General features: G+C 74.4%; 26 protein-coding genes. 13 read left to right on the top strand and 13 right to left on the bottom strand.

Annotation, left to right across the window (positions count from 1 at the left end; genetic code table 11):
* Window positions 1–28: 28 nt before the first annotated feature.
* The 6 genes from FHR78_RS04995 to FHR78_RS04970 all read right to left on the bottom strand — a co-directional run bounded on the left by FHR78_RS04995 (window position 29) and on the right by FHR78_RS04970 (window position 5,021).
* Window positions 29–619 carry a helix-turn-helix transcriptional regulator gene (locus FHR78_RS04995; RefSeq protein ID WP_208392756.1) on the bottom strand — a complete coding sequence of 197 codons (591 nt, stop codon included), beginning with the start codon at window positions 617–619 and terminating at the stop codon, window positions 29–31.
* 139 nt (window positions 620–758) lie between these two features.
* Entirely contained in the window at window positions 759–1,394 is a 636-nt protein-coding gene (locus tag FHR78_RS04990; RefSeq protein WP_166759340.1) for an MOSC domain-containing protein, read from the bottom strand.
* Window positions 1,395–1,531: 137 nt separating this feature from the next.
* Entirely contained in the window at window positions 1,532–2,035 is a 504-nt protein-coding gene (locus tag FHR78_RS04985) for an acyl-CoA thioesterase (protein ID WP_166759339.1), read from the bottom strand.
* 90 nt (window positions 2,036–2,125) lie between these two features.
* Window positions 2,126–3,136, bottom strand: a complete 1,011-nt coding sequence (locus FHR78_RS04980; RefSeq protein ID WP_347878056.1) for a sugar kinase — start codon at window positions 3,134–3,136, stop codon at window positions 2,126–2,128.
* Complete coding sequence (locus FHR78_RS04975) at window positions 3,133–3,852, bottom strand: bifunctional 4-hydroxy-2-oxoglutarate aldolase/2-dehydro-3-deoxy-phosphogluconate aldolase (RefSeq protein WP_166759338.1); 720 nt, start codon at window positions 3,850–3,852, stop codon at window positions 3,133–3,135. Before FHR78_RS04975 ends, FHR78_RS04980 begins: the two co-directional genes overlap by 4 nt.
* Window positions 3,849–5,021 carry a type IV toxin-antitoxin system AbiEi family antitoxin domain-containing protein gene (locus FHR78_RS04970; protein WP_166759337.1) on the bottom strand — a complete coding sequence of 391 codons (1,173 nt, stop codon included), beginning with the start codon at window positions 5,019–5,021 and terminating at the stop codon, window positions 3,849–3,851. The genes FHR78_RS04975 and FHR78_RS04970 overlap by 4 nt, the downstream gene beginning before the upstream one ends.
* A gap of 309 nt (window positions 5,022–5,330) precedes the next feature.
* On the opposite strand from FHR78_RS04970, the gene FHR78_RS04965 reads away from it, so the two are divergent.
* The 3 genes from FHR78_RS04965 (at window position 5,331) to FHR78_RS04955 (ending at window position 7,999) form a co-directional block, all read left to right on the top strand.
* A complete protein-coding gene (locus tag FHR78_RS04965) occupies window positions 5,331–6,290 on the top strand; it encodes a D-isomer specific 2-hydroxyacid dehydrogenase family protein (protein WP_166759336.1) in 960 nt (319 codons plus the stop codon).
* A gap of 218 nt (window positions 6,291–6,508) precedes the next feature.
* Entirely contained in the window at window positions 6,509–7,204 is a 696-nt protein-coding gene (locus FHR78_RS04960; protein WP_243862008.1) for a hypothetical protein, read from the top strand.
* 225 nt (window positions 7,205–7,429) lie between these two features.
* The gene (locus FHR78_RS04955) at window positions 7,430–7,999 is read left to right on the top strand and encodes a manganese efflux pump (RefSeq protein WP_166759335.1); all 570 of its coding nucleotides are present in this window, start codon (window positions 7,430–7,432) and stop codon (window positions 7,997–7,999) included.
* A gap of 180 nt (window positions 8,000–8,179) precedes the next feature.
* On the opposite strand, the gene FHR78_RS04950 is transcribed toward FHR78_RS04955, so the two are convergent.
* Window positions 8,180–8,533 carry a PRC-barrel domain-containing protein gene (locus tag FHR78_RS04950; RefSeq protein ID WP_166759334.1) on the bottom strand — a complete coding sequence of 118 codons (354 nt, stop codon included), beginning with the start codon at window positions 8,531–8,533 and terminating at the stop codon, window positions 8,180–8,182.
* Between the two features lie 140 nt (window positions 8,534–8,673).
* Between FHR78_RS04950 and FHR78_RS15360 the strand changes: the two genes are divergently transcribed.
* From FHR78_RS15360 to FHR78_RS04940, 3 genes are all read left to right on the top strand, one after another.
* Entirely contained in the window at window positions 8,674–8,799 is a 126-nt protein-coding gene (locus FHR78_RS15360; RefSeq protein ID WP_279589937.1) for a hypothetical protein, read from the top strand.
* A gap of 50 nt (window positions 8,800–8,849) precedes the next feature.
* On the top strand, window positions 8,850–9,437 hold the full coding sequence (locus tag FHR78_RS04945) for a gamma-glutamyl-gamma-aminobutyrate hydrolase family protein (RefSeq protein WP_347878055.1): 588 nt from the start codon (window positions 8,850–8,852) through the stop codon (window positions 9,435–9,437).
* Between the two features lie 252 nt (window positions 9,438–9,689).
* On the top strand, window positions 9,690–11,135 hold the full coding sequence (locus FHR78_RS04940; protein WP_166759332.1) for an MFS transporter: 1,446 nt from the start codon (window positions 9,690–9,692) through the stop codon (window positions 11,133–11,135).
* Between the two features lie 432 nt (window positions 11,136–11,567).
* On the opposite strand, the gene FHR78_RS04935 is transcribed toward FHR78_RS04940, so the two are convergent.
* From FHR78_RS04935 to FHR78_RS04920, 4 genes are all read right to left on the bottom strand, one after another.
* Complete coding sequence (locus tag FHR78_RS04935; protein ID WP_166759723.1) at window positions 11,568–12,212, bottom strand: response regulator; 645 nt, start codon at window positions 12,210–12,212, stop codon at window positions 11,568–11,570.
* 14 nt (window positions 12,213–12,226) lie between these two features.
* Window positions 12,227–13,708, bottom strand: a complete 1,482-nt coding sequence (locus FHR78_RS15355; protein WP_166759331.1) for a histidine kinase — start codon at window positions 13,706–13,708, stop codon at window positions 12,227–12,229.
* Window positions 13,709–13,715: 7 nt separating this feature from the next.
* Entirely contained in the window at window positions 13,716–14,534 is an 819-nt protein-coding gene (locus FHR78_RS04925) for a hypothetical protein (protein WP_166759330.1), read from the bottom strand.
* A gap of 160 nt (window positions 14,535–14,694) precedes the next feature.
* The gene (locus FHR78_RS04920; RefSeq protein ID WP_166759329.1) at window positions 14,695–15,612 is read right to left on the bottom strand and encodes an ABC transporter ATP-binding protein; all 918 of its coding nucleotides are present in this window, start codon (window positions 15,610–15,612) and stop codon (window positions 14,695–14,697) included.
* Between the two features lie 132 nt (window positions 15,613–15,744).
* Here FHR78_RS04920 and FHR78_RS04915 point away from each other — a divergent pair, with 132 nt between their 5' ends.
* Window positions 15,745–17,157: an NtaA/DmoA family FMN-dependent monooxygenase gene (locus FHR78_RS04915; protein WP_347878054.1), complete on the top strand. Its 1,413-nt coding sequence runs from the start codon at window positions 15,745–15,747 to the stop codon at window positions 17,155–17,157.
* Between the two features lie 60 nt (window positions 17,158–17,217).
* Here the strand turns inward: FHR78_RS04915 and FHR78_RS04910 are convergent, their stop codons facing one another.
* The gene (locus FHR78_RS04910) at window positions 17,218–17,649 is read right to left on the bottom strand and encodes a hypothetical protein (protein WP_166759328.1); all 432 of its coding nucleotides are present in this window, start codon (window positions 17,647–17,649) and stop codon (window positions 17,218–17,220) included.
* Window positions 17,650–18,126: 477 nt separating this feature from the next.
* Here FHR78_RS04910 and FHR78_RS04905 point away from each other — a divergent pair, with 477 nt between their 5' ends.
* A complete protein-coding gene (locus FHR78_RS04905; protein WP_166759327.1) occupies window positions 18,127–19,392 on the top strand; it encodes an FAD-binding protein in 1,266 nt (421 codons plus the stop codon).
* A complete protein-coding gene (locus FHR78_RS04900) occupies window positions 19,385–20,407 on the top strand; it encodes an aldose 1-epimerase family protein (RefSeq protein WP_347878053.1) in 1,023 nt (340 codons plus the stop codon). Before FHR78_RS04905 ends, FHR78_RS04900 begins: the two co-directional genes overlap by 8 nt.
* A gap of 135 nt (window positions 20,408–20,542) precedes the next feature.
* Here the strand turns inward: FHR78_RS04900 and FHR78_RS04895 are convergent, their stop codons facing one another.
* The gene (locus tag FHR78_RS04895; RefSeq protein ID WP_166759326.1) at window positions 20,543–20,860 is read right to left on the bottom strand and encodes a hypothetical protein; all 318 of its coding nucleotides are present in this window, start codon (window positions 20,858–20,860) and stop codon (window positions 20,543–20,545) included.
* 274 nt (window positions 20,861–21,134) lie between these two features.
* Here FHR78_RS04895 and FHR78_RS04890 point away from each other — a divergent pair, with 274 nt between their 5' ends.
* From FHR78_RS04890 to mmsB, 4 genes are all read left to right on the top strand, one after another.
* Window positions 21,135–21,290, top strand: a complete 156-nt coding sequence (locus FHR78_RS04890) for a hypothetical protein (protein WP_166759325.1) — start codon at window positions 21,135–21,137, stop codon at window positions 21,288–21,290.
* 187 nt (window positions 21,291–21,477) lie between these two features.
* Window positions 21,478–22,608, top strand: a complete 1,131-nt coding sequence (gene chvE, locus FHR78_RS04885; protein ID WP_166759324.1) for a multiple monosaccharide ABC transporter substrate-binding protein — start codon at window positions 21,478–21,480, stop codon at window positions 22,606–22,608.
* 97 nt (window positions 22,609–22,705) lie between these two features.
* A complete protein-coding gene (gene mmsA / locus FHR78_RS04880) occupies window positions 22,706–24,256 on the top strand; it encodes a multiple monosaccharide ABC transporter ATP-binding protein (protein WP_166759323.1) in 1,551 nt (516 codons plus the stop codon).
* Window positions 24,243–25,511: a multiple monosaccharide ABC transporter permease gene (mmsB, locus tag FHR78_RS04875; protein ID WP_166759322.1), complete on the top strand. Its 1,269-nt coding sequence runs from the start codon at window positions 24,243–24,245 to the stop codon at window positions 25,509–25,511. Before mmsA ends, mmsB begins: the two co-directional genes overlap by 14 nt.
* Window positions 25,512–25,607: the final 96 nt, after the last annotated feature.

Below are 25,607 nucleotides of genomic sequence, written 5' to 3'. Positions count from 1 at the left end.
AGAGCGGGGGAGACGGAGGAGGCGGTCGTCACCGACCGGGGGAGCCGGGAGTGAGCGCGTGCTTGGCCCCCGCCTCCTCGTCGGCGACGATCTCGGGGAGCGCGTCGACCAGCGTGTCGTGCCAGGCGAGCTCGGCGCGGAGCCGGTGCTCGCGGTGGGCCATGGCGTGCTTCTCGGCGACGGACAGCCAGGGGCTGGCGCGACGGTGGTGCTCGACCTCGTCGTCGAGGAGGCGGCGGACGGCTTCGCGGCGGTCGTGGACCGTCTCGACGAGGTCGCCGACGGCCTCGGGGTCGACGCGCGTCAGGGCCAGGTCGAAGGGGTCGGGGCGCAGCACGACGGTCTCGAGGGCGTGGCGGCGGGACTCGGCGAGGGCTGCGCGTCCGGCGTCGGTGACGGCCCAGACCTGGCGCTCGGGGAAGTTGCCCTCGCGCTCGGTGCGCACGGGGGCGAGCAGGCCCTCGGCGGCGAGGCGCTTGATCGCGCCGTAGAGGCCGCCGACCGAGATGTCGGTCCACTGGTGCACGTGCTCCTGCTCGGCCTGCAGTCGGAGCTGGTGGCCGTGCATCTCGCCGTGGCGCGCGAACGAGTCGAGCACGAAGAGGCGGATGGACGACACCGCGGTACTCTCGCACGAGTAGTCGCCCGGCGTCAAATATCGTGCAGGCCGTGCAGCGTACGTCGCCGGACAGGGCGAGGCGCCCGTCGGAGCCGGGCGGTCGCGCCGGGGGCGACGCGGGGGAGGAGCAGTCGAGGACTCAGGCGCGGGAGGCGGCGAGCTCCGCAGCGTCGCGCATCCCGGGCGCGAGCGCCGGCGAGTCCTGATCGCTCAACAGCGACGCGGCGCGGGCGGGCGCGAGCCCGGCGAAGCACTCCCCGACGGTCACCCCGTGCCCGGGGCGCGAGAGCACGCGGAGCTCGTCGCCGCCCGTGACGTCGCCCGTCGTCACGACCTTGAGGTAGGCCCCTGGCCTGCCCTCCTGCTGGAACCGTCTGACCCACCCGCGCTCGCCGAGACGGCGGGCGAACGTGGCGCACGGGGTGCGCGGCATCGTCACCTCCAGCACCAGCCGTTCACCGACGGCCCAGCGCTCGCCGATGACCGCACCGGTGACGTCGAGGCCCGACGTGCGCAGGTTCTCGCCGAACGAGCCGGGCGCGACGTCGCGGCCCAGCAGGGCGGCGAAGTGGGCGGCGTCCTCGTCGGCGTAGGCGTAGACGGCCTTGTCGACGCCTCCGTGGTGGGCGCGGCTGGCCTGGACGTCGCCGCGCAGTCCGAGCCGCCGCACCGGGACGGGGCCGTCGACCGGCCGCTTGTCGATGGCCGTGACGCCCACGCTGCCGGTGTCGTCGAGGAGGGCGTGGACACGGCAGACGGCGGTGACGAGGGGCATGGCTCCATCGTGCCCGAGCCCCGGACCCGGCGACAAGGACGCCGGAGGCCGGGTCGGGCGGGGCCGCGCGGGGCCGGCCGGGCCGGGCGGGGCCTGACGCGCTGCTCAGGCTGCGCCGATCAGGCCTGGCCCGCTGCTCAGGCCTGGCTGTTCAGCGAGTGCGTCGGGATGCGGTCGCGGTCGTACGTGATCGAGGTGTAGCCGTGCGGAGCGGGCAGGCCGTCGGGGCCGACGTTGACGAAGACGATCGAGTCGATGGTGAGGATGCGCTGCCGCGTCACCATGTTGCGCACCTCGGCCCGCATGGTGAGCGAGGTGCGGCCGAAGGCGGTCGCCCTCAGGCCCATCTCGACGAGGTCGCCCTGCTGCGCGCTCGAGAGGAAGTCGATCTCCGAGATGTACTTCGTGACCACCCGGCCGTTGCCGAGCTGCAGGATCGCGTAGATCGCCGCCTCCTCGTCGATCCAGCGGAGCAGGCTGCCGCCGAACAGGGTGCCGTTGGCGTTGAGGTCCTCCGGCCGGACCCACTTGCGGGTGCGGAAGTTGATCTCGTCGGTGGTCTCGGCGGCGGACGCGAGCGGGTCGCCGGACTCGTCGGGGGCCGGCCTGCGGGGAGCTCCCGGCGTGATGGCATCGGTCATGGGCGCGCTCCGATCGGGTGGCGGGACTGATCAGGCCCGCCGTCCGACCAGTCTAGGCAGCGTCCGCCCGGCCCTGACCTGTCTGGTCCCTCAGCGCGTCACGGGCTCGCGGGCGTGCAGCAGCCCGAGCTCGGCCCGCCGCGGCAGGCCCTCCCAGTCGCCGGCGGCCAGGCACGAGAACGCCCCGGCGGTCGCCGCCGTGCGCAGGCGGTCCGCGACGTCGTGCCCGGCGGCCAGCTCGGCGAGGTAGCCGGCCACGAACGCGTCGCCGGCGCCGACCGTGTCGTGGGCGACGATCGGGACGCCGGGCTGGCTCTTCGTCCGGCCGTCGACCACGGTCACGGCCCCGGCGGCGCCGCAGGTGACGACCACCTCCCGGGAGCCGAGGTCCGCGAGTCGCCGAGCCAGTGCCGCGGCGTCCGTCCGGGCCGCGACGTCGGCGTCCAGCCCGAGCATCATCGCGGCCTCGTCCTCGCCCGCGATGAGCACATCGCACGTGGCGGCGAAGGCGCGGCAGAACGCCGCGGCCTCGTCCCGGGACCAGAGTGCTCGGCGGTAGTTGACGTCGAACGACACGAGGGCGCCGCCGGCCCGGGCCACGGAGGCAGCCCATCCCACCGCCTCCGCCGCCGACGACGAGAGCGCCGGCGTGATGCCCGTCAGGTGCAGCACGTCGGCCCCGGCGATCGTCGCCTCGTCGAGGTCGTCGATCGACAGCCGGGACCCGGCGCTGCCCGCTCGGTAGTAGGTCACGTTCTGCGACGTCGACGTCCGTCGCTCCTTCACCATCAGCCCGGTCGGGGCCCGGTCGTCGACCACGACCCGGACGTCGACGCCCTCGGCCCTGATCTCGCGCTCGACGAGGCGCCCCACGGCGTCGTCGCCGACGCGACCGAACCAGACCGCGTCCACGCCGAGGCGGCTGAGGCCGATCGCCACGTTCGACTCGGACCCGCCCATGCCCAGCTGCATCGTGCCCGCGTGCGCCAGCGGCCCCGGCGTCGTGTTCGAGAACAGCCCCATGGTCTCGCCCATCGTCACCACCCGAGGCCGTCGCGCAGCCGCGGACGAGGACGAGGAGGCGCCGGTCGCGTCGGTCACCGCGCCTCCTCGGCCTCGCCGGCCAGCCCCACGACCCGGCGCGCGCGTTCCTCGAGGGCGCTCGGGGCGCCTCCTGCGAACGCGTCGCGGAGGAGCGGGCCGCCCAGGCTGACCGCCAGGCAGCCGGCGCGGAGCCACGCCGGGACGTCGTCGAGCTCGATGCCGCCCGACGGCACGACCTCGAGGTCGGGGAACGGACCGCGCAGCTGCCCGAGGTAGCCGGGGCCGACCGTGGACGCGGGGAACAGCTTGACGGCCGTGGCCCCGGCCGACCAGCTCGACCAGAGCTCGGTGGGCGTGAGTCCGCCCGGGTAGAAGGGCACGCCCCGGCTCGTGACCGCCTCGGCGAGGGCGGCGCTCGTCACCGGGGTCACGACGTAGGCCGCGCCGCGGTCCACCGACTCGACGGCCTCGGCGACCGTCGTGACGGTGCCGACGCCGATCTCGGCGACGCCCGCGAACCGCTCGACGAGGGCGGGCAGCACGTCGAGGGCGCCCGGCGTGGTGAGCGTCAGCTCGATGCTCTCCACCCCGCCGCGCACGAGCGCCTCGACCACGCGGTCGCAGTCGGCGGGTGCGGGCGCCCGCAGCACGGCGATGACCCTCGACCGCGTCAGGGTGGGGCTCGGGGGCGTCCGCTCGGCGCGGTGCGGCTCGGCCCCGGCGGAGGGTCGCGGCGGACCGGACGAGGAGGAGGTCGAGGTGCTGACGGTCATCGAGTGCCCTTCGCGACGGTGCGGTGGTCATGACCAGTATGACCTGGGTCGGGCGGGGCCTCTCGTCGCGAGCGCGCAGCCGGGAGCGGCGTCGCCGCGAGGGCGTGACGGAACGACCAGCTGTGGCTGACCTGGCTCGGCGCTCGCCGCGGCAGCCACCAGGCCCGGGCGCCCTGCCCGACACGTGCGGCGCGCCCGGCCCGCCCGGCGCGCCCGGCCCGCCCGTCCTGCCCGGCGCCCACCCGTCGACCGTGTCGTGCGCCGGCGTGACGGCTCGTGCCCGCGCCGACCTCACGGACGGGAGTCGGCCGAGCGGGACCCGTGATCGTGCCGTCGCGGTGCATGAGGACACCCGCCTCGACGGCGGCCAGCACCGTGTCCCACTCGCGGGCGATCAGGTCGTAGCTCAGATGGACGGGGATGCGGCGCCGGATGAGCGTCGCCATGTCCTTGCTGAGGTCCGCGTCGAACCGGTCGGCGTGCCACCTGCGGCCGTCGGTCTCGACGCCTAGCACCCCGTTGACCACGAGATCGGTGTGGCGCCCGAAGCCGACGGGCACCTGCGACGTGACGTGGAACCCCGCCCGACGCAGCCGGGTGCGGACGACGCTCTCGAGGATGCTCTCGCTGTCCGCGTCGACCCAGTCGGCGATGCCACGGGCATCCGCCGGCAGGCGCGCGAGCACCTCGGCGAACTCGTCGGCCGAGACGCGTCCGCCGTGCAGCGCCCAGTCGCAGAGGGCCACGGCGATCTCGAAGTCCTCCTCGAGGACCGCCCGGACGAGGGCGTCCTGCACCGCGACGACGGCGACGCCGCCTCGATCTCGTACGTCGATCCCGTCCCAGACCACCCGCGACCGACGACACCGTCGCAGCCTCGCCGCGTTGGGGGCGACGGACACCGCGACCCGGTCGGGCCGCCGCCACATCCAGCCGCCCAGGTGGAACAAGGCCGAGGCGCCGGTGAGGCGACCGCCCACCCGGACCGCCGTGACGCGGTCGTCGTCGGGCGGCAGGTTGCTGTACCAGCCGAGCCGGGGCCGGTGCAGGTCGCCCGAGCGCACGGCGCGGGTCAGGTCGCGATCGGTGGCGCCTGCCCGTCGCAGCTGCCGCCGCGTGGCGAAGCCGCCGGAGTCGCCGACAATGTCGGTGAGCGTCGCGGTGTCCATGTCGACAGCGTGCTGCCCCTCGTGCCCGGGCCGCTCGGCGGAGGGGGCGTGCTGTGGACGGCTGAGCGGACGACCGGCCCGGGGGAGGAGCGGGCACGTCGTCGAGGTGGACGACGGGCACCGGCTCCCACCGTCGACGACTCAGGTGCCGGGCGAGGCGAGCCGCCGGCGGGGCCGGCCTCCGGGCGGTGGCGACGACCGCCTCCTGAGCCCTCGACGGCGGCCGCCGTCGCTCGGCGACGACCGCCGCGTCGAGTAGGCGACGCGGCCGGCCCGGCCGGCCGCCGACCCGGTGGCTAGGTTGGGGCGATGACCGACATCGCCGTGACCGTCCTCCCGTCCGCAGACCAGGGCGGAGGCGCTGGAGCCTGGGGCGTCGCACCGGCCACCCGGGCCGTCGAGGAGGCGGGCGCCCGCCTCGTCGAGCTCGGCCCGGAGACGCGGATGATCGTCGTCGGCGGCCGCATCGACCAGGACGAGCTCCGCCGCGCCGTCGACGAGCACCCGGACGTGTCGGTCGTGCAGCTGCCGAGCGCCGGGGTCGACGCCTACGTCGACACGATGCGCGCCACGCGGCGCGAGGGGCTCGTCTTCACCAGCGCCAAGGGCGCGTACAGCGCGCCGGTCGCCGAGCACGCGCTCGCGCTCACCCTGGCGACGCTGCGGTCGCTGCAGGTCCGTGCCCGGGCGACCTCGTGGGAGGACGAGCAGCGCGGCATCTCGCTGAACGGCTCGCGCGTGCTGATCATCGGCGCGGGCGGCATCGGCACCGAGCTGCTGCGGCTGCTCGGGGTGTTCGACGTCGAGGTGACGATGGTGGTCCGCACCCCGCGGGAGGTCCCCGGCGCCGCGCGCACGGTCACGTCCGCCCAGCTGGCGGAGGTGCTCCCCGACATGGACGTCGTCGTGGTCGCGGCCGCGCTCACCGACGGCACGGCGCACATCGTGGGCGAGGCCGAGCTCGCGGCGATGAAGTCGACGGCCGTGCTCGTGAACATCGCGCGCGGCCCGCTCGTCGACACCGACGCGCTCGTCGCGGCGCTCGCCGCGGGCGAGATCGGCGGTGCCGGGCTCGACGTCGTCGACCCCGAGCCGCTGCCCGACGGGCACCCCCTCTGGCACGAGCCGCGTGCCCTGGTCACCCCGCACCAGGCGAACACGAACGCCATGACCGAGCCGCTCTTCCAGGCTCGCGTCGCCGAGAACGTCCGGGCGCTGGCCGAGGGCGGCGAGCCCGTCGGCGTCGTGGACGTCGACGCGGGGTACTGAGCCGAGCCGCCCGCCGGCCAGCGCGGGGTCGCCGGGGGCGGCGCGGCGCGGGCGGCCTGGCCGGCCAGCCTGCGCGGGGTCGCCGGGGTGCGGCGCGGGCCGCCCCCGTCGAGCACTCAGGCGTCCTGCCCCGACCCGGCGCCACCAGCCGCCGAACGCGCCCGTGCCGCCGCCCACGACCTGAATCCTCGACGGCCCGGCCCGCGTAGCCTCGCCCCATGCCGCGCCTCCGCCCCGCCAGCCCCGCCAGCCCCGCCAGCCCCGCCCGTCCCGCCGGCCGCACCCGCCCGACCCCGTCGTCCGCACGGCTCCCCGACGACCGGTTCCGAGGCCGCATCGCCGGCTTCGGCACGGCCTCCGGCACCCGTGTCGTGATCGGCATGTGGGACGACTCGCCGCTCGGCCGCTTCGCCGACGTGATGCTCGAGGACTCCCGCGGCCACCGCCTCCTGCTCGCCCCGTCGCCCGAGGTCGCCGACTACGTGTCGTCGACCTACTCGTTCGACGAGGTGCGGGTCGTGCCCGTGACGCGGCGACGGGTCGACGGCGGCATCGCCGTGACGGCGGGCGACCTCGACGTGACGCTCGTCGTCGGGCGGATCTCGTGGCTCGGCGCCCTGCTCCGCGCGGTGCCCGCGTCGATCGCGACCCGCCCCGCGTGGCTGGCCCTCGTCGACCCGGTGGCGCGCGTGCTCGTGCGGGGAGCCCGCACGGCCGGCACCGCGGGCGGCGGCCGTCGCGAGTTCTACGGCGTCACGCTCGTCCGCGACCTCGACGCCGTGACGGCGACCCGCGGCGGCGTCGACCTCGGAGCCCTCGCCCCGCTCTCGCCCCCCGTCCGCTTCGGCTTCGGCTCGGCCCCGGCACGGCCGAGCCTCGTCGACGTCGTCAGCACCGTCCGCCGACCGGCCTGACACGAGGAGGTGCGGGTCGGCACGCCCGCACCCGTCGCCTCCCGGCCCGGTCGCCGGGGCCCCCGTGCCGGGGCTCAGGAGGCGCGGGTCGCCGACACCGCGAATTCGGCGTCCCGAAGTTGTCTGATCAGGTCTTTTTCGTCCCGCTGGTGCTGCGGGACGTGGCAGGATCGACGGGTTCCGGGGCGACGACGCCCGCTGTCGCCGTCCTGAGAGGAGCCCGTCGTGAGCTTCTGGGCCCTGCTGTTCATCGCCCTCGGCGTCTCTGCCGACGCCTTCGCCGTCGCCCTCGGCAAGGGGCTCCACATGCGCCGCTTCACCGTGCGGGGCGCCGCCGTCATCGCCGTCACGTTCGGCGTGTTCCAGGCGCTGATGCCCCTGGCGGGCTGGCTGCTCGGCACGGCCTTCGCGCGGTACATCGCCGACATCGACCACTGGATCGCGTTCGGCCTGCTCAGCCTGATCGGCGCGAAGATGCTCTGGGAGGCGTTCCGCGCCGGCGCCGACGACGAGGAGGACGTCGACCGCATCTCGACGCGCGAGCTGCTGCTGCTCGCCGTCGCCACGAGCATCGACGCGCTGGCCGTCGGCGTGACGCTGGCGTTCCTGCCCGTGTCGATCGGCTGGGCCGTCCTGCTCATCGGCGTGACGACCACCGTGCTCACGTTCGTCGGCGTGCTGGTGGGCCACCGCGTCGGAGCACGCTTCGGCAAGCCAGCCGAGATCGCGGGCGGTGTCGTGCTCATCCTGATCGGCACGAGCATCCTGCTCGAGCACCTCGGCGTGCTGGCCTAGCTGCTTCCCGGCCCCGACGGCCCGATGCCCCGACGCCCCGTAGGCCCGGCGGCCCTCAGGGCCCGGCAGCCCGGCGGCCCCACGTCCCTCAAGGCCCCGGCAGCCCGACGTTCCCGCATGCCCCGACGACGGGAGGCGCGGTGCCTGTCGCACCGCGCCTCCTCGTGTCCCGCCGCCGTGTCAGCGGCGGCCGAGACGCCGCTCGCCGCCGGTGCCCAGGGCGTAGGGCAGGCCGTAGTGGGCGAAGACGTCGGCCTCCTGCGAGGCCTCGAGCTCGCCGTCGGTGTCGATGGACGGGGCGTCCTTGACGAGCTTCTTGTCGAACTGCACCTTGAGGTGCTTCGGCGCGACGACCGCGCCGTCGAGCGGCACGAAGAGCAGCTTCTTGCCGACGAGGCCGGCCTGGACCGTCGCGAACGACGGGCTGTCCGACGAGGTGTCGAAGTAGACGCTCTCGAGCTGCCCGATCTTGTCGCCGCTCGGGTCGACGACCGGCAGGCCGATCCAGTCGCGCAGGTTCTCCGCTTCGAACATGTCATCCCTCTCCGCTGCGCGGAACAGGGGCCGGCAGCACGCCTCCGACGGTAGCGGTCCGGCGCGTGCGGGGGCCGTCGAGCACTCAGGTGCGCGCGTCGAGCGGGGCCCCCGCGGCCCGCTCCTGGCACGATGTCGACATGTCCGACCTGAGTCCTCGACACGACGACGCCTCGCTCGCCCGTCCGCGCCCCGTCCTGCTCGTCGTCGACGTGGCCGACGGCGGCCGCGACGACCGGCCTTCGAGGCCGAGCTGCAGCGCCTGACCGCGAGCGTCGTCACCGCGGCCTCCGCCGTCGGCTTCGTCGTCGACCGGGTGCCGGCGGCGCAGCTGCCGCAGGACGAGCTCGACGCACGGCTCGCGGCGGCCGACGCCGTCGTCGTCACCGGGGGAGAGGACGTCGACCCCTCCTTCTACGGCGGCGACGCCGACGACCCGCACCTCGGCCAGACGTTCCCCGCGGCCGACCGAGCGCAGGTCGCCCTCGTGCGGCAGGCGGTCGCCGGGAACACCCCGCTCGTCGGCATCTGCCGGGGCATGCAGCTCGTCAACGTGGCGCTCGGCGGCGACCTGGTGCAGCACCTCCACGAGGGAGGCCACGTGGGCGACGACCCCGCCGACAGCATGGTCGACCACCGCGTCGCCGTCGAGCCCGACAGCCGGCTCGCCCGTGCGCTCGGCGCGACCGAGCTCGACGTGCGCAGCTCGCACCACCAGGCCGTCGGGCGCGTCGGCACGGGCCTCCGCGTCGTGGCCCGCGCGGACGACGGCACCGTCGAGGCGGTCGAGCACGAGGAGGCGCCCGTCTGGTGCGTGCAGTGGCACCCGGAGGACGCAGGGTCGCGCGGCACCGTGCTCACCGACCTGCTCGAGGCGGCGCTGGCCGCACGCCGCGCCTCCTGACCGGCGGACGGTCCGGGCCCGGACCGGATGCCCGCCCCGACCTTGCGGAGGGGGAGGGGGGCCGTGTCACACTGGAGGGACGCCCTCGTCGTGGAGTGGCCCCACCCTGACCGCCCGTCCCATCTGCCGTGACGAGCGCGCCTCGCCTCCCGACACCTCCCGCGTTCTCCTTCCGGGCCTGGTCGTCCTCGCGAGCCCCGACGATGCCTCTTCGTCGTGCGCGCCGTCCCGGCCCGTCCAGGAGGCCCGACCGTGCCCGAGAACACCCCGCGTCCCGACGCCGCCCTCGCCCCTGAGCGCGTGCCGTCGACCTACACCGGCTCGATGCGCGTCAGCGGCATCGAGACGCCCGGACCGCGCCCGACCCACGGCCACGACGGCACGCCGCACGTGCTGACGCCGTCGGCCATCGTCGGCATCGCGGTGCTCGGCCTGGCCACGTTCTTCGCCATCACCACCGAGCTGATGCCGGTCGGGCTGCTCTCGACGATGAGCGCCGACCTCGGCGTCTCGGAGTCGCGCATGGGCATCGTGGTCACCGTCTACGCCCTCGCGGTGGCCCTGCTCGCGCTGCCGCTCACCTGGGCGACGGCCCGCGTTCCGCGCAAGGCCGTGCTCGTGGCGACGCTCGGCGGCTACACCGCCTCGAACCTCATCGTGGCGCTCGCGCCGAACTTCGAGCTGGTCTGCGTCGGACGCGTCGTCGGCGGCGTCGCCCACGCCCTGTTCTTCTCGGTCGCGTCCGCCTACGCGACGCGCATCGTGCCGCCGCGCCTCGCCGGGCGGGCCATCGCCTTCGTCTACTCGGGCAGCTCGCTCGGCTTCGTGCTCGGCGTGCCCGTGGCGACGACGGTCGGCGACCACCTGGGCTGGCGCTCGGCGGTGTTCGCGGTCGCGATCGCCTCCGCGGTGCTCGCCGTGGTCGCCGTGGTGTTCCTCCCGGCGGTGCGGGGCGAGTCGTCGCCGCACCTGGGGTCGGTCACCGCGTGGGCCCGGTCCGGGCTGCTCGCGGTCGTCGTCGCCGACCTGCTGCTCTTCGCCGGGCACTACGTCGTCTACACGTACATCGGCCCGTACCTGGTGACGGCCGGGCTCGGCGAGGACGCCGTCGCGCCCGCCCTGCTCGTGCTCGGGGTCACCGGGATCGTGGGCCTGTTGACGGCGGGAGCGTTCGTCGACCGAGCGCCGCGGCAGACGCTCGTCGCGGCCGTCGCCGTCATGGCCGTGGCCCTCGCGGCCCTGCCCTTCGTCCACGACTCGTTGGTCGGCACGTTCGTGGTCGCCGGTCTCTGGGTCGCCGCGAACGGCACCACCGGCACCCTGTTCATGGCCGCCGCGATCCGCACCGGAGGCGTCAGCCCGGACATCGCCGGAGCCCTCGTCAACGCCGGCTCGAACGTCGGCATCGCCGGCGGGGCCGCGCTCGGCGCACAGGTCTTCGGGATCGGCGGCCTCGGCCTGGGCGCCCTGCCCTTCGCGGCGGCCGTCGTCGTGGGCGCCAGCCTCGTGGTGGTCGTCCTCGCCCGCCGCGGGTTCCCGACCACCGGGCACACGCAGACCACGCTGTCGACGTCGAACCTGCGCACCATCACCTCGTCCGTGTCGGTCGTGACGGAGTCGATCGCGACGGTGCAGGCGGCGCGCACGGGGTCGGTGCCCGCGGGGCCCGCGGTGCGGGGCGGGCGCCGCCCGCGCTGAGCGGGCGCGCGCGAGGCGCGGAGCGCCCGCAGCCGCGCCGACGTCGCGTGTCGTCGCGGTCGCGTCGCGTCGCGGTCGCGTCGCATCAGTCGTGTCGAGGATTCAGGCGCGGTGCGCCGGGCGCCTCCGCGGCGCGGGGCGAGCGCGCGGCTGTCCGCCATCGTCGCCTGAGTCCTCGACGCGTCGACGAGCCCGTCGTCGCGGCCAGGCGGGGCCCGGCCTGGCCAGGCCCGGCTCGACCCCGCTCGCGTGCCCGCCGCCCGCCGCCCGCCAGTCCGCCCCCGCCCAACCCCGCATCGCGTCGACGGTTCAGGCGGGGTCGCCGGGCGCCGCTCCGGTGAGGGGGAGCAGGCTGCACCCGGCCATCGGCACCTGAATCCTCGACGCCTGTCCGGCGCGGCCCGCGCGGGGCGGGCCGCCGGCCCGCGCGCCTCAGCCGCCGACGAGGCCGTTCTCGTACGCGAAGATCACCGCGTGCACCCGGTCGCGCAGCTCGAGCTTGGCGAGCACGCGCCCGACGTGCGTCTTGACGGTCGACTCCGAGAGGAACAGCTCACCGGCGATCTCCGAGTTGCTCAGCCCGCGTCCGATGGCCAGGAGGACCTCGCGCTCGCGCTCCGAGAGGGAGTCCAGCGAGGAGGGACGGCGGGCGTCCCCGGCGTCGGGCAGCCGACCTCGGTACAGGTCGAGCATCGCGCGGGTCACCCGCGGCGAGACGATCGCGTCGCCCGCGGCGACGGTGCGGATGGCCGCGACGAGCTCGGCGGGCGGGGCGTCCTTGAGCAGGAACCCGCTCGCGCCCGCGTTCAGGCCGCCGAACGCGTACTCGTCGAGGTCGAAGGTGGTCAGCACGAGCACGCGGGCCTCGGGGCGGGCCGCGACGATGCGGCGCGTCGCCTCGATGCCGTCGAGTCCGGGCATGCGCACGTCCATCAGGACGACGTCGGGGCGCAGCTCGGCGTCCCGCTCGACGGCCGCGAGGCCGTCGGACGCCTCGCCCACGACCCGCAGCCCTGGCTGGGCGCCGAGCACCATCGCCATGCCGGTGCGCAGCAGGTCCTGGTCGTCGACGAGCATCACGGTGGTGTCGGTCACGGGGCCTCCTCGTGCTCCTCAGGGGATCCGGGCGAACCGCCGTCGCCGACCGCCCCGCCTCCGGCGTCGGCACCCGCCGCGCCGTCCACCTGGCCGGTGCCCGGCAACGTCAGCAGGAGGCGCCAGCCCCGACCGCCGAGCTCGGCACGGGGTCCGGCCTCCAGCGTGCCCCCGAAGAGCGCGGCGCGCTCACGCAGGCCGACGAGTCCGCGCTCCGTCCCGACCGACGCGGCCGGGATCGTGCCCCGGCCGTCGTCGGCGACCTCGACGCTCACCCCGCCCGCAGCCGCGCCAGCCGCACCACCCACCCCGCCCGCAGCCGCGCCAGCAGCACCGTCCGCACCCGCACCGACGTCCACCCCCGCCGCGCGCAGCACCACCGACACCCGTCCCGGCTGCTCGGCGTAGCGGAGGGCGTTCGTCAGCCCCTCCTGCACGGTCCGGAACAGCACCACCTGCACGGCCGACCCCGTCGGCAGCTCGCCGACCCGCGTCAGTGCGACCGGAAGTCCCGCCGACCGGTAGGTCTCGACGAGCGCGTCGAGGTCGTCGAGTCCCGGCTGGGGCGCGAGGGCGGCGGTCTCGTCGCCCTCGTGCAGCACCCCGAGGAGGCGCCTCATGTCGGCGAGGGACTCGCGCCCGACGACGCCGATCTGCCGCACCGCGTCCCGGCTGCGGGCGGGGTCGAGGTCGGCGACCGCCTCCGCCCCGTCCGAGAGGCTGATCATCACGGACATGCCGTGGGCGACGACGTCGTGCAGCTCGCGGGCGATGCGGGCGCGCTCCGCACCCGTCGCGAGGCGCACCTCCTGGTCCCGGTCGCGCTCGAGCTGGGCCGCCCGGTCGAGCAGGGCCGCGAGGTACAGGCGCCGGCTGCGCACGTTCAGGCCGACCAGCACGACGACGACGATGCCGGAGGCCGCTCCCACGGGCGGCTCGAGCTGCGGGACCACCGGCGACGCGACCGCGATGAGCCCCACGACGGCGGCCGCGCAGCCCCACGCCCACCGGGCTCCCCGGTGCACCGCCACGGAGTACAGCGCGATCAGCACCGCCCACGGCAGGGTCACCTGGCCCGTGGCCGTCTGGGCGAGGAGCGCGGCGAAGGCGACGGCCGTGACGACGACGGGCGCCCGGCGACGCGCGAGGAGGCTGCCGTACGAGACGAGCCAGAGCACGTACCAGGGCCACGGCGCGGACGGGACGACGACCCACGTGTCGATCTTGGCGACGCCGCTGACGAGGCCGAGGGCCGCGGCCGCGAGGGCGACGACGACGTCGGTCGCGACGGGGTGGGCGGCGAGGCGTCGGCGGATCGCCCCCGGCGGGCGCAGCGCCTCGACGGCGGAGCCCCCGCCCGGCGCACCGCCGGCGGGGGCTCGGCCCGCGCCCCCGCCGGCCGACGTGGTCAGCTCGGCAGACCCGCCGGCCGCGCCGGGAGACGACGCAGACCCGGGAGCCGAGGAGGCGCGGCGCACGCGCATCTCAGACGTCGCGCCGGACGGTGGCCCAGCCCGCGGCCACGGCCGGGACGACCAGCCACGCGGCGACGACCGCGAGGTCGCGGCCCAGGTCGGCGGCGGGCTCGGTGCCCGTGAACAGGTGGTCCATGGTGCCGCCAGCGTACGTCAGCAGGTACACGGAGAGGTCGGACCCGGCGCCCTGGCTGAGCACGGTCACCGCGAGGGGCAGCACGAACAGCAGGCCGAACACGACCGCGATCGCCGCCGCTGAGTTGCGCAGCAGCGTGGCCATCATCACGGAGACGACGGCGAGCAGCACGAGCCACGCGGCCGTTCCGCCGATGACCTGCAGCACCTCGGGGGCGAGGAGCGAGGTCCGCAGGCCCGTGCTCCACAGCACGGCGGTCGACGCGCCCCAGGCCGCGATCGACGAGACGACCGACAGCACGGCGACGCCGGCCGCGGCCACGAGGGTCTTGGCCGCGAGCACGGGCAGGCGCCGGGGCACGGCCGCGTAGGTGGTGCGGCCCTGGCCGGTCGCGTGCTCCTGGGTGACGACGAGCACCGCGAGCACGGCGACGAAGAGCTGGCCGACGAGGTCGCCGTACGAGATCGTGCGGACGGTGGTCGCGACGCCGTCGGCGAGCGCCCCGGCGGGGTCGGTCGCGTCGGTGGCGGCGACCGAGGCGCCGGCGGCGGCGGTCAGGGCGAAGACGAGCAGCCCGACGAGCGCGGTCGAGCGGAGGGTCAGCAGCTTGGTCCGCTCCGAGTCCACCACGTGGGCGAACGTGAGGCGCGGTGCCCGGTCGAGCGGGCGGAGCAGGGGCGTGGTCGTGGTCATGGTGGTCTCCGAACGAGGGGAAGGGGATGAGGTGGGAGAGCCGCGGCAGTGCGGCCGAGGGCGACCCGGGCGCGGGCCGACGGCGCCGAGCCGGTCAAGGTCTCAGGAGGCGCCGGTCACGACGCCGCCGCGACGCACCTCCCGGGGGCGGCGCGGCCGGTCACACCTGACTGGTCGACCCGGACCGGTACTCGACCGAGTCGTCGGTGAGGCCGAAGAAGGCGTCCTCGAGCGACGGCTGCACCGGCGTGAGCTCGTACAGCAGCACTCCGGCCGGCCCGGCGGCGGCAGCGATCTGCTCCGTGCCGAGGCCGCCCACCTCGAGCCGGCCGTCGGGCAGGTGGGCGACGGTGGCGCCGAGGGGCCGCAGCAGGGCCTCGAGGCGGTCGGCCGCGTCGGTCCGGACGGCGACGCGGTCGCCGCCCGCCCTGGCGATGACGTCCGCGACGGACTCGTCCGCGATGACGCGGCCCCGGCCGAGCACGACGAGGTGGTCGGCGGTCTGCGCCATCTCGCTCATGAGGTGGCTCGAGAGCAGCACGGCCCGTCCCTCGGCGGCGAGCGAGCGGCAGAGCCGCCGCACCCAGACGACGCCCTCGGGGTCGAGGCCGTTCACCGGCTCGTCGAGGACGATCGTGGAGGGGTCGCCGAGCAGCGCGGTGGCGATGCCGAGGCGCTGGCGCATGCCGAGGGAGAAGGTGCCGGCGCGGCGACGTGCGACCGGCTCGAGGCCCGTGAGGGCGATGACGTCGTCGACGCGGCGGTCGGGGATGCCGTGCGTCCGGGCCACGGTGCGCAGGTGGGCGCGGGCGGTGCGTCCCGGGTGGGAGGCGCCGGCGTCGAGCAGCACCCCCACCTCCTGCAGCGGGGCGGGGCTGTCGGCGTACCGACGGCCGTTCACGGTGACCGTGCCCGAGGTGGGCCGGTCGAGCCCGACGACCATGCGCATGGTGGTCGACTTGCCGGCACCGTTGGGCCCGAGGAACCCGGTGACGGTGCCCGGCGCGACGGTGAACGACACGTCGTCGACGGCGAGGGAGGCGCCGTGGCGCTTGGTGAGGTGGCTGGCTTCGATCATGTCCCCGACGCTACGGAGCGCGACGCGCGCCCTCGTCGGAGCGCGGTGCCGTCGTCGTGGTACCGGGGTACCACGTGACGCGGGGCGTCACGGGCCTCGGCCCGCGCCTCCTGCTGTGGCAGTGTCGTCGGGGTGACCGACGACACCGCACCCGAGACCGACGCAGCCCCGGCGGCCGCGAAGAAGCCGCTGATCCTGAACCTGTTCGAGATGAACTGCGTCGGCCACATCACGCACGGCCTCTGGCGGCTGCCCGGCAACCACCGCCGCGAGTACACCGACATCGCCTACTGGACCGAGCTCGCGCGGCTCGCCGAGCGGGGCGGCTTCGACGCGGTGTTCCTCGCCGACGTGCTGGGCACCTACGACGTCTACGGCGACGGCCCCGAGGCGGCGCTGCTCGAGGGCATCCAGGCGCCCGCGAACGACCCGATGCTCGTCGTGCCCGTGATGGCGGCGGTCACCGAGCACCTCGGCTTCGGCGTGACCGCCTCGACCAGCTACGAGCCGCCCTTCGCCTTCGCCCGCCGCATGTCGACCCTCGACCACCTGACCAAGGGGCGCGTCGGCTGGAACGTCGTCACGTCGTACCTGCCCAGCGCGGCCCGGAACTTCGGCCTCGACGCCGAGATCCCGAAGGAGGAGCGCTACGCGCGCGCCGCCGAGTACCTCGACGTGGTCTACGCGCTCTGGGAGGGCTCGTGGGAGGACGACGCCGTCGTCGCCGACCCGACCGCCGACGGCCTGGCCCCCGGCTCGGGCGTCTACACCGACCCGACCAAGGTGCACACGATCGACCACGACGGCCGCTTCTACAAGGTGGTCGGCCCGCACCTGAGCGAGCCCTCGCCGCAGCGCACGCCCGTGCTGTTCCTCGCGACCGCGTCGCCGACCGGCGTCGAGCAGGCCGCGCGCAACGCCGAGGTCGTCTTCACGGGCGGCCGGGCGGTGGCCCGCGTGGCCGAGGCGACGCGCGCCGCCGCCGTCGAGCTCGGCCGGGCCGCCGACGACGTCCGCTTCATCGTGCAGGCGGGGGTCGTCACGGCCGAGACCGAGGAGGCGGTGGCCGAGAAGCTGGCCCGCTACAAGTCGTTCGCCAGCGAGCAGGGCGCGCTCGTGCACCGCAGCGTGCCGTTCGACGCGCTGTCGCACGACCCCGCGACCACGGTGCGCGAGGCGCTCACGGCCGAGGGTCGTCTCGACCACCCGGGAGCCGCCTCCCTGCCCCTCGACATCACCGTCGGGCAGCTCGTGGCGAGCGTCGACGAGGCGTGGGGCGGGGCGTTCTTCGTCGCCGGCACCCCCACGGTCGTGGCGGACGAGATCGAGCGCTGGCTCGACGAGGAGGGGATCGACGGCATCAACCTGCGGCAGTACCACTCGTTCGACACCCTGCGCGACTTCGTCGAGCTGGTCGTGCCCGAGCTGCGGCGGCGGGGCCGGGTGCGCGAGGCGTACGTGCCGGGCGAGACGCTGCGCGAGCGGCTCACGGGAGGCGGTCCGCGCCTGCCCGCGACGCACCCGGCGGCGGCGCACCGGCGCTGACGGGACGGCCGGCGGCAGCGCGCCGGCGGTGACGGGCGGCCCGGAGGCGCCCGCGGTTCGCTACGCGGAGGGGCGGACGCGGTAGCGCGCGGGCACGGTCGGCACGCGCAGCCAGGTCGTGCGGCGCACGCCGTCCGACGAGGTCCACTCGACGAACAGGGTGCCGTGCTCGGCGAGGGCGCCGATCTCGGTCGGGGTGGCGACACCCATCGTCGAGCGGCGACGCAGCGCGTCCGTGCGGCGGGCGACGCCACCGGGCAGGTCGACGACGACGTCGCGGGGCGTCTGGCCGCCGACGCGACGCAGCACGAGGCAGGTGCCGAGGGGCAGGGCAGGGTCGGAGCCGTCGTTCGGCAGGTCGAGCCAGGTGAGCACGAAGACGGGGGCGCGGTGCAGGCGGACCGTGCGCTCGAGGCGGACCCGGCGGTCGTCAGCGAGCTGCAGCGGAGCGGAGGCGCGGACGGCGTCGGTGCCGTGTGCGGTCGAGTCCATCGTGGTGTTCCCCTGGTCGTGGTCGGTCGGCGGCGGTCTCCCGGGGCCTGCACCCAGCGAACCGCGTCCGGGCGTGGGGGACAACGGGGGACGCGGGCCCAGTCCGGGGGGTAGCCGGTCCCCAGTGAGGGGGACACGGCGCCGCCGGCGGCGACCGAGGGCGCTCGCGGCCGGCCTCCGGGCGGCGCCGTCGAGGGCTCAGGCGACGACGCGACGGCCCCGCGGGGCGCCGGGCCGCGCGGGCCCGGGTCGGCGTCGCGACCTGAGTCCTCGACACGGCCGACCGCGGGCGGCCCCGTCGAGGGTTCAGGTCTCGGCGTCGTCGCCCGGCCAGCCGCCGGGCCGCCGCGCGCGCCTCCGCCCGCGCCACCTGAGTCCTCGACGCGCCGCCGCGCGCCCGCCCGCCCGAGCCCGCCGCGGGCCGCGAGGAGTGAGCGCTCACTAGACTGGGCGCCGTCACCGAGTCGAAGGAGTCTCATGCACAACTGGGCCGAGAACGTCGAGTACACGACGACCGACCTCCGCACCCCGACCTCGGTCGACGAGCTGCGCGACGTCGTCGCGTCCAGCCGCCGCGTGAAGGCCATCGGCTCGCGGCACTCGTTCAACCGCATCGCCGACACCGACGGGGTGCTCGTCTCGACCGAGGCGCTCGGCCTGCCGATCGAGCTCGACCAGGCCGCCGGCACCGTGCGCGTGGGCGCCGGCACGACGCACGCCGTCCTCGCCCGCGAGCTGCAGGCCCGCGGTCGCGCCCTGTCGAACCTCGCGTCGCTGCCGCACATCAGCGTGGCCGGGGCCGTCCAGACGGGCACCCACGGCTCGGGGGTGCGCAACCCCGCGCTGTCGTCGGCCGTCGCGGCCGTCGAGATCGTGCGGGCCGACGGCTCGCTCGACGTCGTCCGTCGCGGCGACGACGCGTTCGGCGCCTCCGTCGTGGGCCTCGGCGCCCTCGGCGTCGTCACCGCCCTCGTGCTCGACACGGTGCCGACGTTCGACGTCGTCCAGACCGTGCACCACGACCTCCCTTGGGACGCGGCCCTCGAGCACTTCGACCGCCTCATGGCGCACGCCTACAGCGTCAGCCTCTTCACCCGCTTCACGGGCGACCACGTCGGCCAGGTCTGGGCGAAGGCCCGCGTCGGCGACGCGCCCCTGGCCACGCCGCTCGACCTCGTCGCGCTGGGCGCCCGTCCCGCGTCGGAGGCCGTGCACATGCTGCCCGACACCGCCGCCGACGCCGTCACCCCGCAGCTGGGCGTGCCCGGGCCGTGGCTCGACCGCCTGCCGCACTTCCGCGCCGAGTTCACGCCGAGCGCGGGCGAGGAGATCCAGAGCGAGTACCTCGTCCCCGCCGAGCACGCCCCGGCCGCGGCCGAGGCCCTCCGCGCGATCGGCGAGAGCCTGGCCGACGTCATCTTCGTCAGCGAGATCCGCGGCGTCGCCGCCGACGACGCCTGGCTCAGCCCCAGCGGCGAACGCGACAGCATCGCGTTCCACTTCACCTGGAGGCGCGACACCGAGGCGGTGCTCGCGGTGCTGCCGAGCGTCGAGGAGGCGCTGGCCCCGTTCGACGCCCGCCCGCACTGGGGCAAGGTGGCCACCCTCGACCACGGGGTGCTGCGTCGTCGCTACCCTCGTCTCGACGACTTCGCGGCGCACGCCGCCGCCGTCGACCCGGAGGGCCGCTTCCGCAACGCCCACCTCGACCGCACCGTCTTCGGAGGAGCACCCCGTGCCTGAGACCACCTCGACCGACAGCTCGACCGACGCCCAGACGACGGCCGACGCCCCGACGACCGACGCCCCGACGACGACCGCCGCGACCCTCCCGGTCAGCGGCGCCCGCACGGTGCTCGAGCACGGCCCCTACCGCGCCGAGCTCGCCGGCGTCGGCGCGACCCTGCGCTCGCTGACGCACGACGGCCGCGACCTGGTCGTGCCCTTCGGCCTCGACGAGGTGCGTCCGCTGTACCGCGGCGCCCTGCTCGCCCCGTGGCCGAACCGCGTCGTCGACGGCTCGTGGGAGGACGACGACGGCGTCGAGCGCCAGCTGCCGATCACCGAGGTCGAGCGGGGCCACGCCCTGCACGGCCTCGTGCAGTGGAGCGACTGGGACGTCGACGCGGCCGGCTCCGAGGGGCCGCACCGCGCCTCCCTCGTGACGACGCTCGCGCCGAGCGACGGCTACCCGTTCCGCCTCGAGCTGCGGGCGACCTACGAGCTCGGCGACACGGGGCTCGTCACCACGGTCACCGCGACGAATGTCGGCCAGGGCACGGCGCCGTACGGGGTCGCCCCGCACCCCTACCTCGTCGCGGGCGAGGGGCGCGTCGACGACTGGTCGCTGCGGCTGCCCGCGGCGAGCTACCTCGAGGTCACCGACGACCGCCTCGTGCCGACCGGCGTGCACGGCGTCACCGAGCGAGAGGGCTTCGACTTCCGCGAGGCGCGCGTCGTCGGCGACCTGTTCGTCGACCACGCGTTCACCGAGATCGAGGGCGGGCCCGACGGGCGTGCGACGGTCGAGGTCGTCGCCGGCGACGGGCGCGGGGTCGCCATGTCGTGGGCCGTGTCCGAGCTGCCCTGGGTGCAGGTGCACACGGGCGACCGGCCCGAGCCCGAGCTCGACCGCCTCGGCCTCGCCGTCGAGCCGATGACCTGCCCGCCCGACGCCTTCACGAGCGGGGTCGACCTCGTCCGCCTCGCGCCGGGGGAGTCGCACACGGCGTCGTGGACCATCGCGGCGATCTCCTGACCGCCACCGTCTGACCCCGTCGCCTGACTCGGTCGCCGAACCCGAGGAGGCGCGGCGCGGCCCCGCAGGCCAGGTCGCCCCCGCGGGCGGCCCTGGCCCCGAGGGGGCGCGCCGAGGGCCCGCAGGCCGGGTCGCCTACGCGCTGAGCGGCTCCGCCCCGAGCGGCGCCGTCTGCCACGTGACCGCCGAGACGGCGCCGAGCGACCAGCGCGCGAGCACGCCCTCGAGGGCGCGGCGCGTGCGCCGGCCGGCGAGCTCGTCGCGGACGACGACGTCGAAGCGCAGCATGTCGGGCAGCTCGGTGAGCAGCACGGTGCCCGCGTCGGCGAGCTGCACGAGGTACTGGCCCTCGTCGACCCGGGCGGTCGTGTGCTCGGCGAGCAGCCGCCGCGACAGCCAGAACAGTCCGGCGCTGTCGTGCGCGGTGTGGACGGTGGCCGTGACGGTCATCATGGGCACATGGTGCACCGCGTTCCGCTCAGGCCCGTGAACGGCGTGTATCCGGCGTGTGAACCCTGACCCCCGTGTGCGCGACTTGACATCGGTCACGGCCTCGTTCATAGTTGCCCCGGACCACAGATGTGAGCGCTCACATGAAACGGTCACATCGCCCGGCACCGCTCGGCGCGGCCACCGCACCCACGGCCCGCTCCACGGTACGGTCGGCACCCGAGACACACCCAGCGCAGCCGCACCCGCGACACACCACCTGACGAAGAGGTCACCCGTGAACCGCACCGCACCCGCCGCCCCGCACGCCGGCGCACCCGCCAGCCACCGCGTGCCCGCGTCGCCCGACGCGACCGTCGCCCCGTCGGCGACCCGCGCCTCCTCGGCCCTGCCGACCCGCGCCTCCTCGGCCCGCGCCACCTCGCCCGCCTAGGCCCCCAGCTCCGGCGCGCCTCACCGCGCGTCGGCCGGCCCGACACGACCCCGGTCGCGTCCCGCCGCACCCCGGCCCGGTCCCGCGACGTCCTGCCGCCCGGCCAGCCGATCCCTGCACCACCCCACAGCACCACCATCCGTCATCGACGACGCCGTCGAGATGACACGGACACGAAGGAATCCCCGTGAACAACAAGAAGCTCCTCGTCGGCATCGTCGCCGCAGGCCTCGCCGTCTCCCTCGCCGGCTGCGCCGGCGGCGGCGGCCGTGGCGCCGACAGCGGCAGCGGCAGCGACAGCGGCGACAACGCCGGTGCCCTGGTCGGCGTCGCGATGCCCACCAAGGTCTCCGAGCGCTGGATCAAGGACGGCGACGCCGTCAAGAGCGCGCTCGAGGACAAGGGCTACAAGGTCGACCTCGAGTACGCCGACAACAAGATCCCGCAGCAGGTCCAGCAGGTCAGCAACATGATCACCAAGGGCGCCAAGGTCCTGATCGTGGCGTCGATCGACGGCGGCTCGCTCAGCGACCAGCTCGACTCGGCCGCCAAGGCCGGCATCGAGGTCATCTCGTACGACCGCCTGCTGACGGGCAACGAGAACGTCGACTACTACGTGTCGTTCGACAACTACAAGGTCGGCGTCGACCAGGCCACGAGCCTGCTCACCGGCCTCGGCCTCGCCGACGCCGACGGCAAGAAGGTCGACGGCGCCGAGAAGAAGACCATCGAGGTCTTCGCCGGCAGCCCCGACGACAACAACGCCAACTTCTTCTTCGGCGGCGCGATGGACACCCTCAAGCCCTACCTCGAGGACGGCTCGCTCACGATCGGCTCCGGCCAGGACCAGTTCACGCAGGCCGCCACGCTGCAGTGGGACCCCGCCACCGCCAAGGCGCGCATGCAGAACCTGATCGCCTCGACCTACTCGGGCGGCACCAAGCTCGACGGCGTGCTCTCGCCCTACGACGGCATCTCGATCGGCATCATCTCGGCGCTCGAGGGCGCCGGCTACGCCAGCGACGCCCTCCCGGTCGTCACCGGCCAGGACGCCGAGGCCGCCTCGGTCAAGTCGATCATCGCCGGTCAGCAGTACTCGACCATCTACAAGGACACCCGTCAGCTCGCCGACCAGTCCGTCGTGATGGCCGACGACATCCTCAACGGCAAGACGCCTGAGACGAACGACGACAAGACGTACGACAACGGCGAGAAGGTCGTCCCGACGTACCTCTTCCAGCCCACGATCGTCACGAAGGACAACTACAAGGAAGTCCTCGTCGACAGCGGCTACTACACCGAGGCCGACCTCAAGTAGGTCCCCCTCCCTCGGGACGCAGGAGGTGCGGTGCAGCCGCCCCGCACCTCCTGCGTCCCACCGCACCGCCCCACCCCATGCACGAAAGAAGGAACACGTGGCGAACACGATCCTCGAGATGCGCGACATCACGAAGACGTTCCCCGGCGTCAAGGCCCTGCAGGACGTCACGCTGGAGGTCGAGCGCGGCCAGGTCCACGCGATCTGCGGCGAGAACGGCGCCGGCAAGTCGACGCTCATGAAGGTGCTGTCGGGGGTCTACCCCTCGGGTTCCTTCGACGGCCAGATCCTGCTCGACGGCCAGCCCGTCGACTTCAAGAACATCAACGACTCCGAGGCCGCGGGCGTCGTCATCATCCACCAGGAGCTCGCGCTCAGCCCCTTCCTGTCGATCGCCGAGAACATCTTCCTCGGCAACGAGCAGGCCAAGGGCGGCTTCATCGACTGGAACAAGACGAACCTCGACGCGGCCGGCCTGCTGGCCCGCGTCGGCCTGCGCGACAACCCCGTCACGAAGGTGACCGACATCGGCGTCGGCAAGCAGCAGCTCGTCGAGATCGCCAAGGCGCTCTCGAAGCGGGTGAAGCTGCTCATCCTCGACGAGCCGACGGCCGCCCTGAACGACGACGACTCGGCCCACCTGCTCGACCTGATCAAGAGCCTGCAGGGGCAGGGCATCACGTCGATCATCATCAGCCACAAGCTCAACGAGATCAAGGCGATCGCCGACAAGGTCACGATCATCCGCGACGGCAAGACGATCGAGACCCTCGACATGCACGCCGGCGAGGTCACCGAGGACCGCATCATCAAGGGCATGGTCGGCCGCGACCTCGAGAGCCGCTACCCGGCCCACGAGTCGCACGTCGGCGAGGAGCTGCTGCGCATCGAGGACTGGACGGTGCACCACCCGCTCGACGCGACCCGCGAGATCATCCACCAGGCGAACCTGAACGTCCGGGCCGGGGAGATCGTCGGCATCGCGGGCCTGATGGGCGCCGGCCGCACCGAGCTCGCCATGAGCGTCTTCGGCAAGAGCTACGGCACCGGCATCTCGGGCACCGTCTACAAGCGGGGCGAGAAGATCGACACGAGCACGGTGAGCAAGGCCATCGCGGCCGGCATCGCCTACGCCACCGAGGACCGCAAGAAGTACGGCCTCAACCTGATCGACGACATCACCCGCAACGTCTCGGGCTCGGCCCTGCGCAAGCTCGCGAAGGCCGGCTTCGTCAACAGCTCGGAAGAGAGCACGGTCGCCGAGAAGTACCGCAAGAGCATGAACATCAAGGCGCCGAACGTGGCCGCCCTGACGGGCAAGCTCTCGGGCGGCAACCAGCAGAAGGTCGTGCTGTCGAAGTGGATGTACACCGACCCCGACGTGCTCATCCTCGACGAGCCCACCCGCGGCATCGACGTCGGCGCCAAGTACGAGATCTACACGATCATCAACCAGCTCGCGGACGCCGGCAAGGGAGTGATCGTCATCTCGAGCGAGCTGCCCGAGCTGCTCGGCATCTGCGACCGCGTCTACACCCTCTCGGAGGGCCGCATCACGGCCGACGTGCCGATCGCCGAGGCGACCCCCGAGTTCCTCCTGAAGTACATGACCCTCGAACGAGAGAGCCCCGTCAATGAGCGCGCCTAGCCCCACCCAGGCCACCGACCCGAAGCCCACGGGCGGGTCGCCCACCTCCCGTCAGCCGCAGAGCGGCTCCGGCGGGAACCCCCTCCTCGGCGCGGTCTCGTACCTCGGCGGACAGCTTCGCCAGATCGGCCTGTTCATCGCGCTGATCGTCATCGTGCTGTTCTTCCAGATCACGACGAACGGCATCACCCTGGCGCCGATCAACGTGTCGAACCTGGTGGTGCAGAACAGCTACATCCTGATCCTCGCCATCGGCATGGTGATGGTGATCATCGCCGGGCACATCGACCTCTCGGTCGGCTCGATCGTGGCGTTCACGGGCGCCATGGCCGGCGTCATGATCACCCAGTGGGGCCTGCCCTGGCCGGTCGCCGTCGTGCTGTGCCTGGTGCTCGGCGGACTCGTCGGCGCGTGGCAGGGCTTCTGGATCGCCTACTTCGGCATCCCGGCGTTCATCGTCACCCTGGCCGGCATGCTCGCGTTCCGCGGCGCCGCGCAGATCGCCCTGCAGAACCAGCAGATCTCGCCCTTCCCCCAGGGGTTCCGCGACATCGGCTCGGGCTTCTTGCCCGCGTTCGGCACCACCGGCTACGAGCCGCTCACGCTCGTGCTCGGCCTGATCGCCTCGATCGCCCTGATCGGCACCGGCCTGCGCGGTCGTGCGACCCGTCGCAAGTACCAGCTCGAGGACGAGCCGTTCCTCTGGTTCATCACGAAGATGGTCTTCACCGTCGCGCTCGTCATGTACATCGGGTTCCTGCTCGCCAGCTACTCGGGCACCCCGATCGTCCTGGTCGTGCTCGCCGTGCTCGTGGTCGTGTACTCGACCGTCATGAAGAACTCGGTGTTCGGCCGCCACGTCTACGCCATCGGCGGCAACCTGCACGCCGCCGAGCTGTCCGGCATCAAGACCAAGCGCGTCACGTTCCTGCTGTTCGTGAACATGGGCGTCATCTCCGCCCTCGCGGGCCTGGTCTTCACCGGCCAGCTGAACCTCGCCAGCCCCAGCGCCGGCAACGGGTTCGAGCTCGACGCCATCGCGGCCGTCTTCATCGGCGGCGCGGCGGTCACGGGCGGCATCGGCACGGTCACCGGCGCCATCGTCGGCGGCCTGATCATCGGCATCCTGAACAACGGCATGTCGATCCTCGGCGTCGGCACCGAGTACCAGAGCCTCATCAAGGGGCTCGTGCTGCTCGCCGCGGTCGCGTTCGACGTCTTCAACAAGCGTCGCGCCGCCTCCAGCGGCAAGTAACCAGCAGCACGGCGAGGCTCGTCGACCGGTCGGTCGGTCGACGACTCAGGAGGCGCGGCCCAGGGGGGACCGCGCCTCCGTCGTCTCCGGGCGACG

Origin of the sequence: Frigoribacterium faeni, assembly GCF_011761235.1 — a bacterium.
Taxonomy (GTDB): Bacteria; Actinomycetota; Actinomycetes; order Actinomycetales; family Microbacteriaceae; genus Frigoribacterium; species Frigoribacterium faeni_A.
This window is presented reverse-complemented; position numbering and strand designations above follow the sequence as displayed.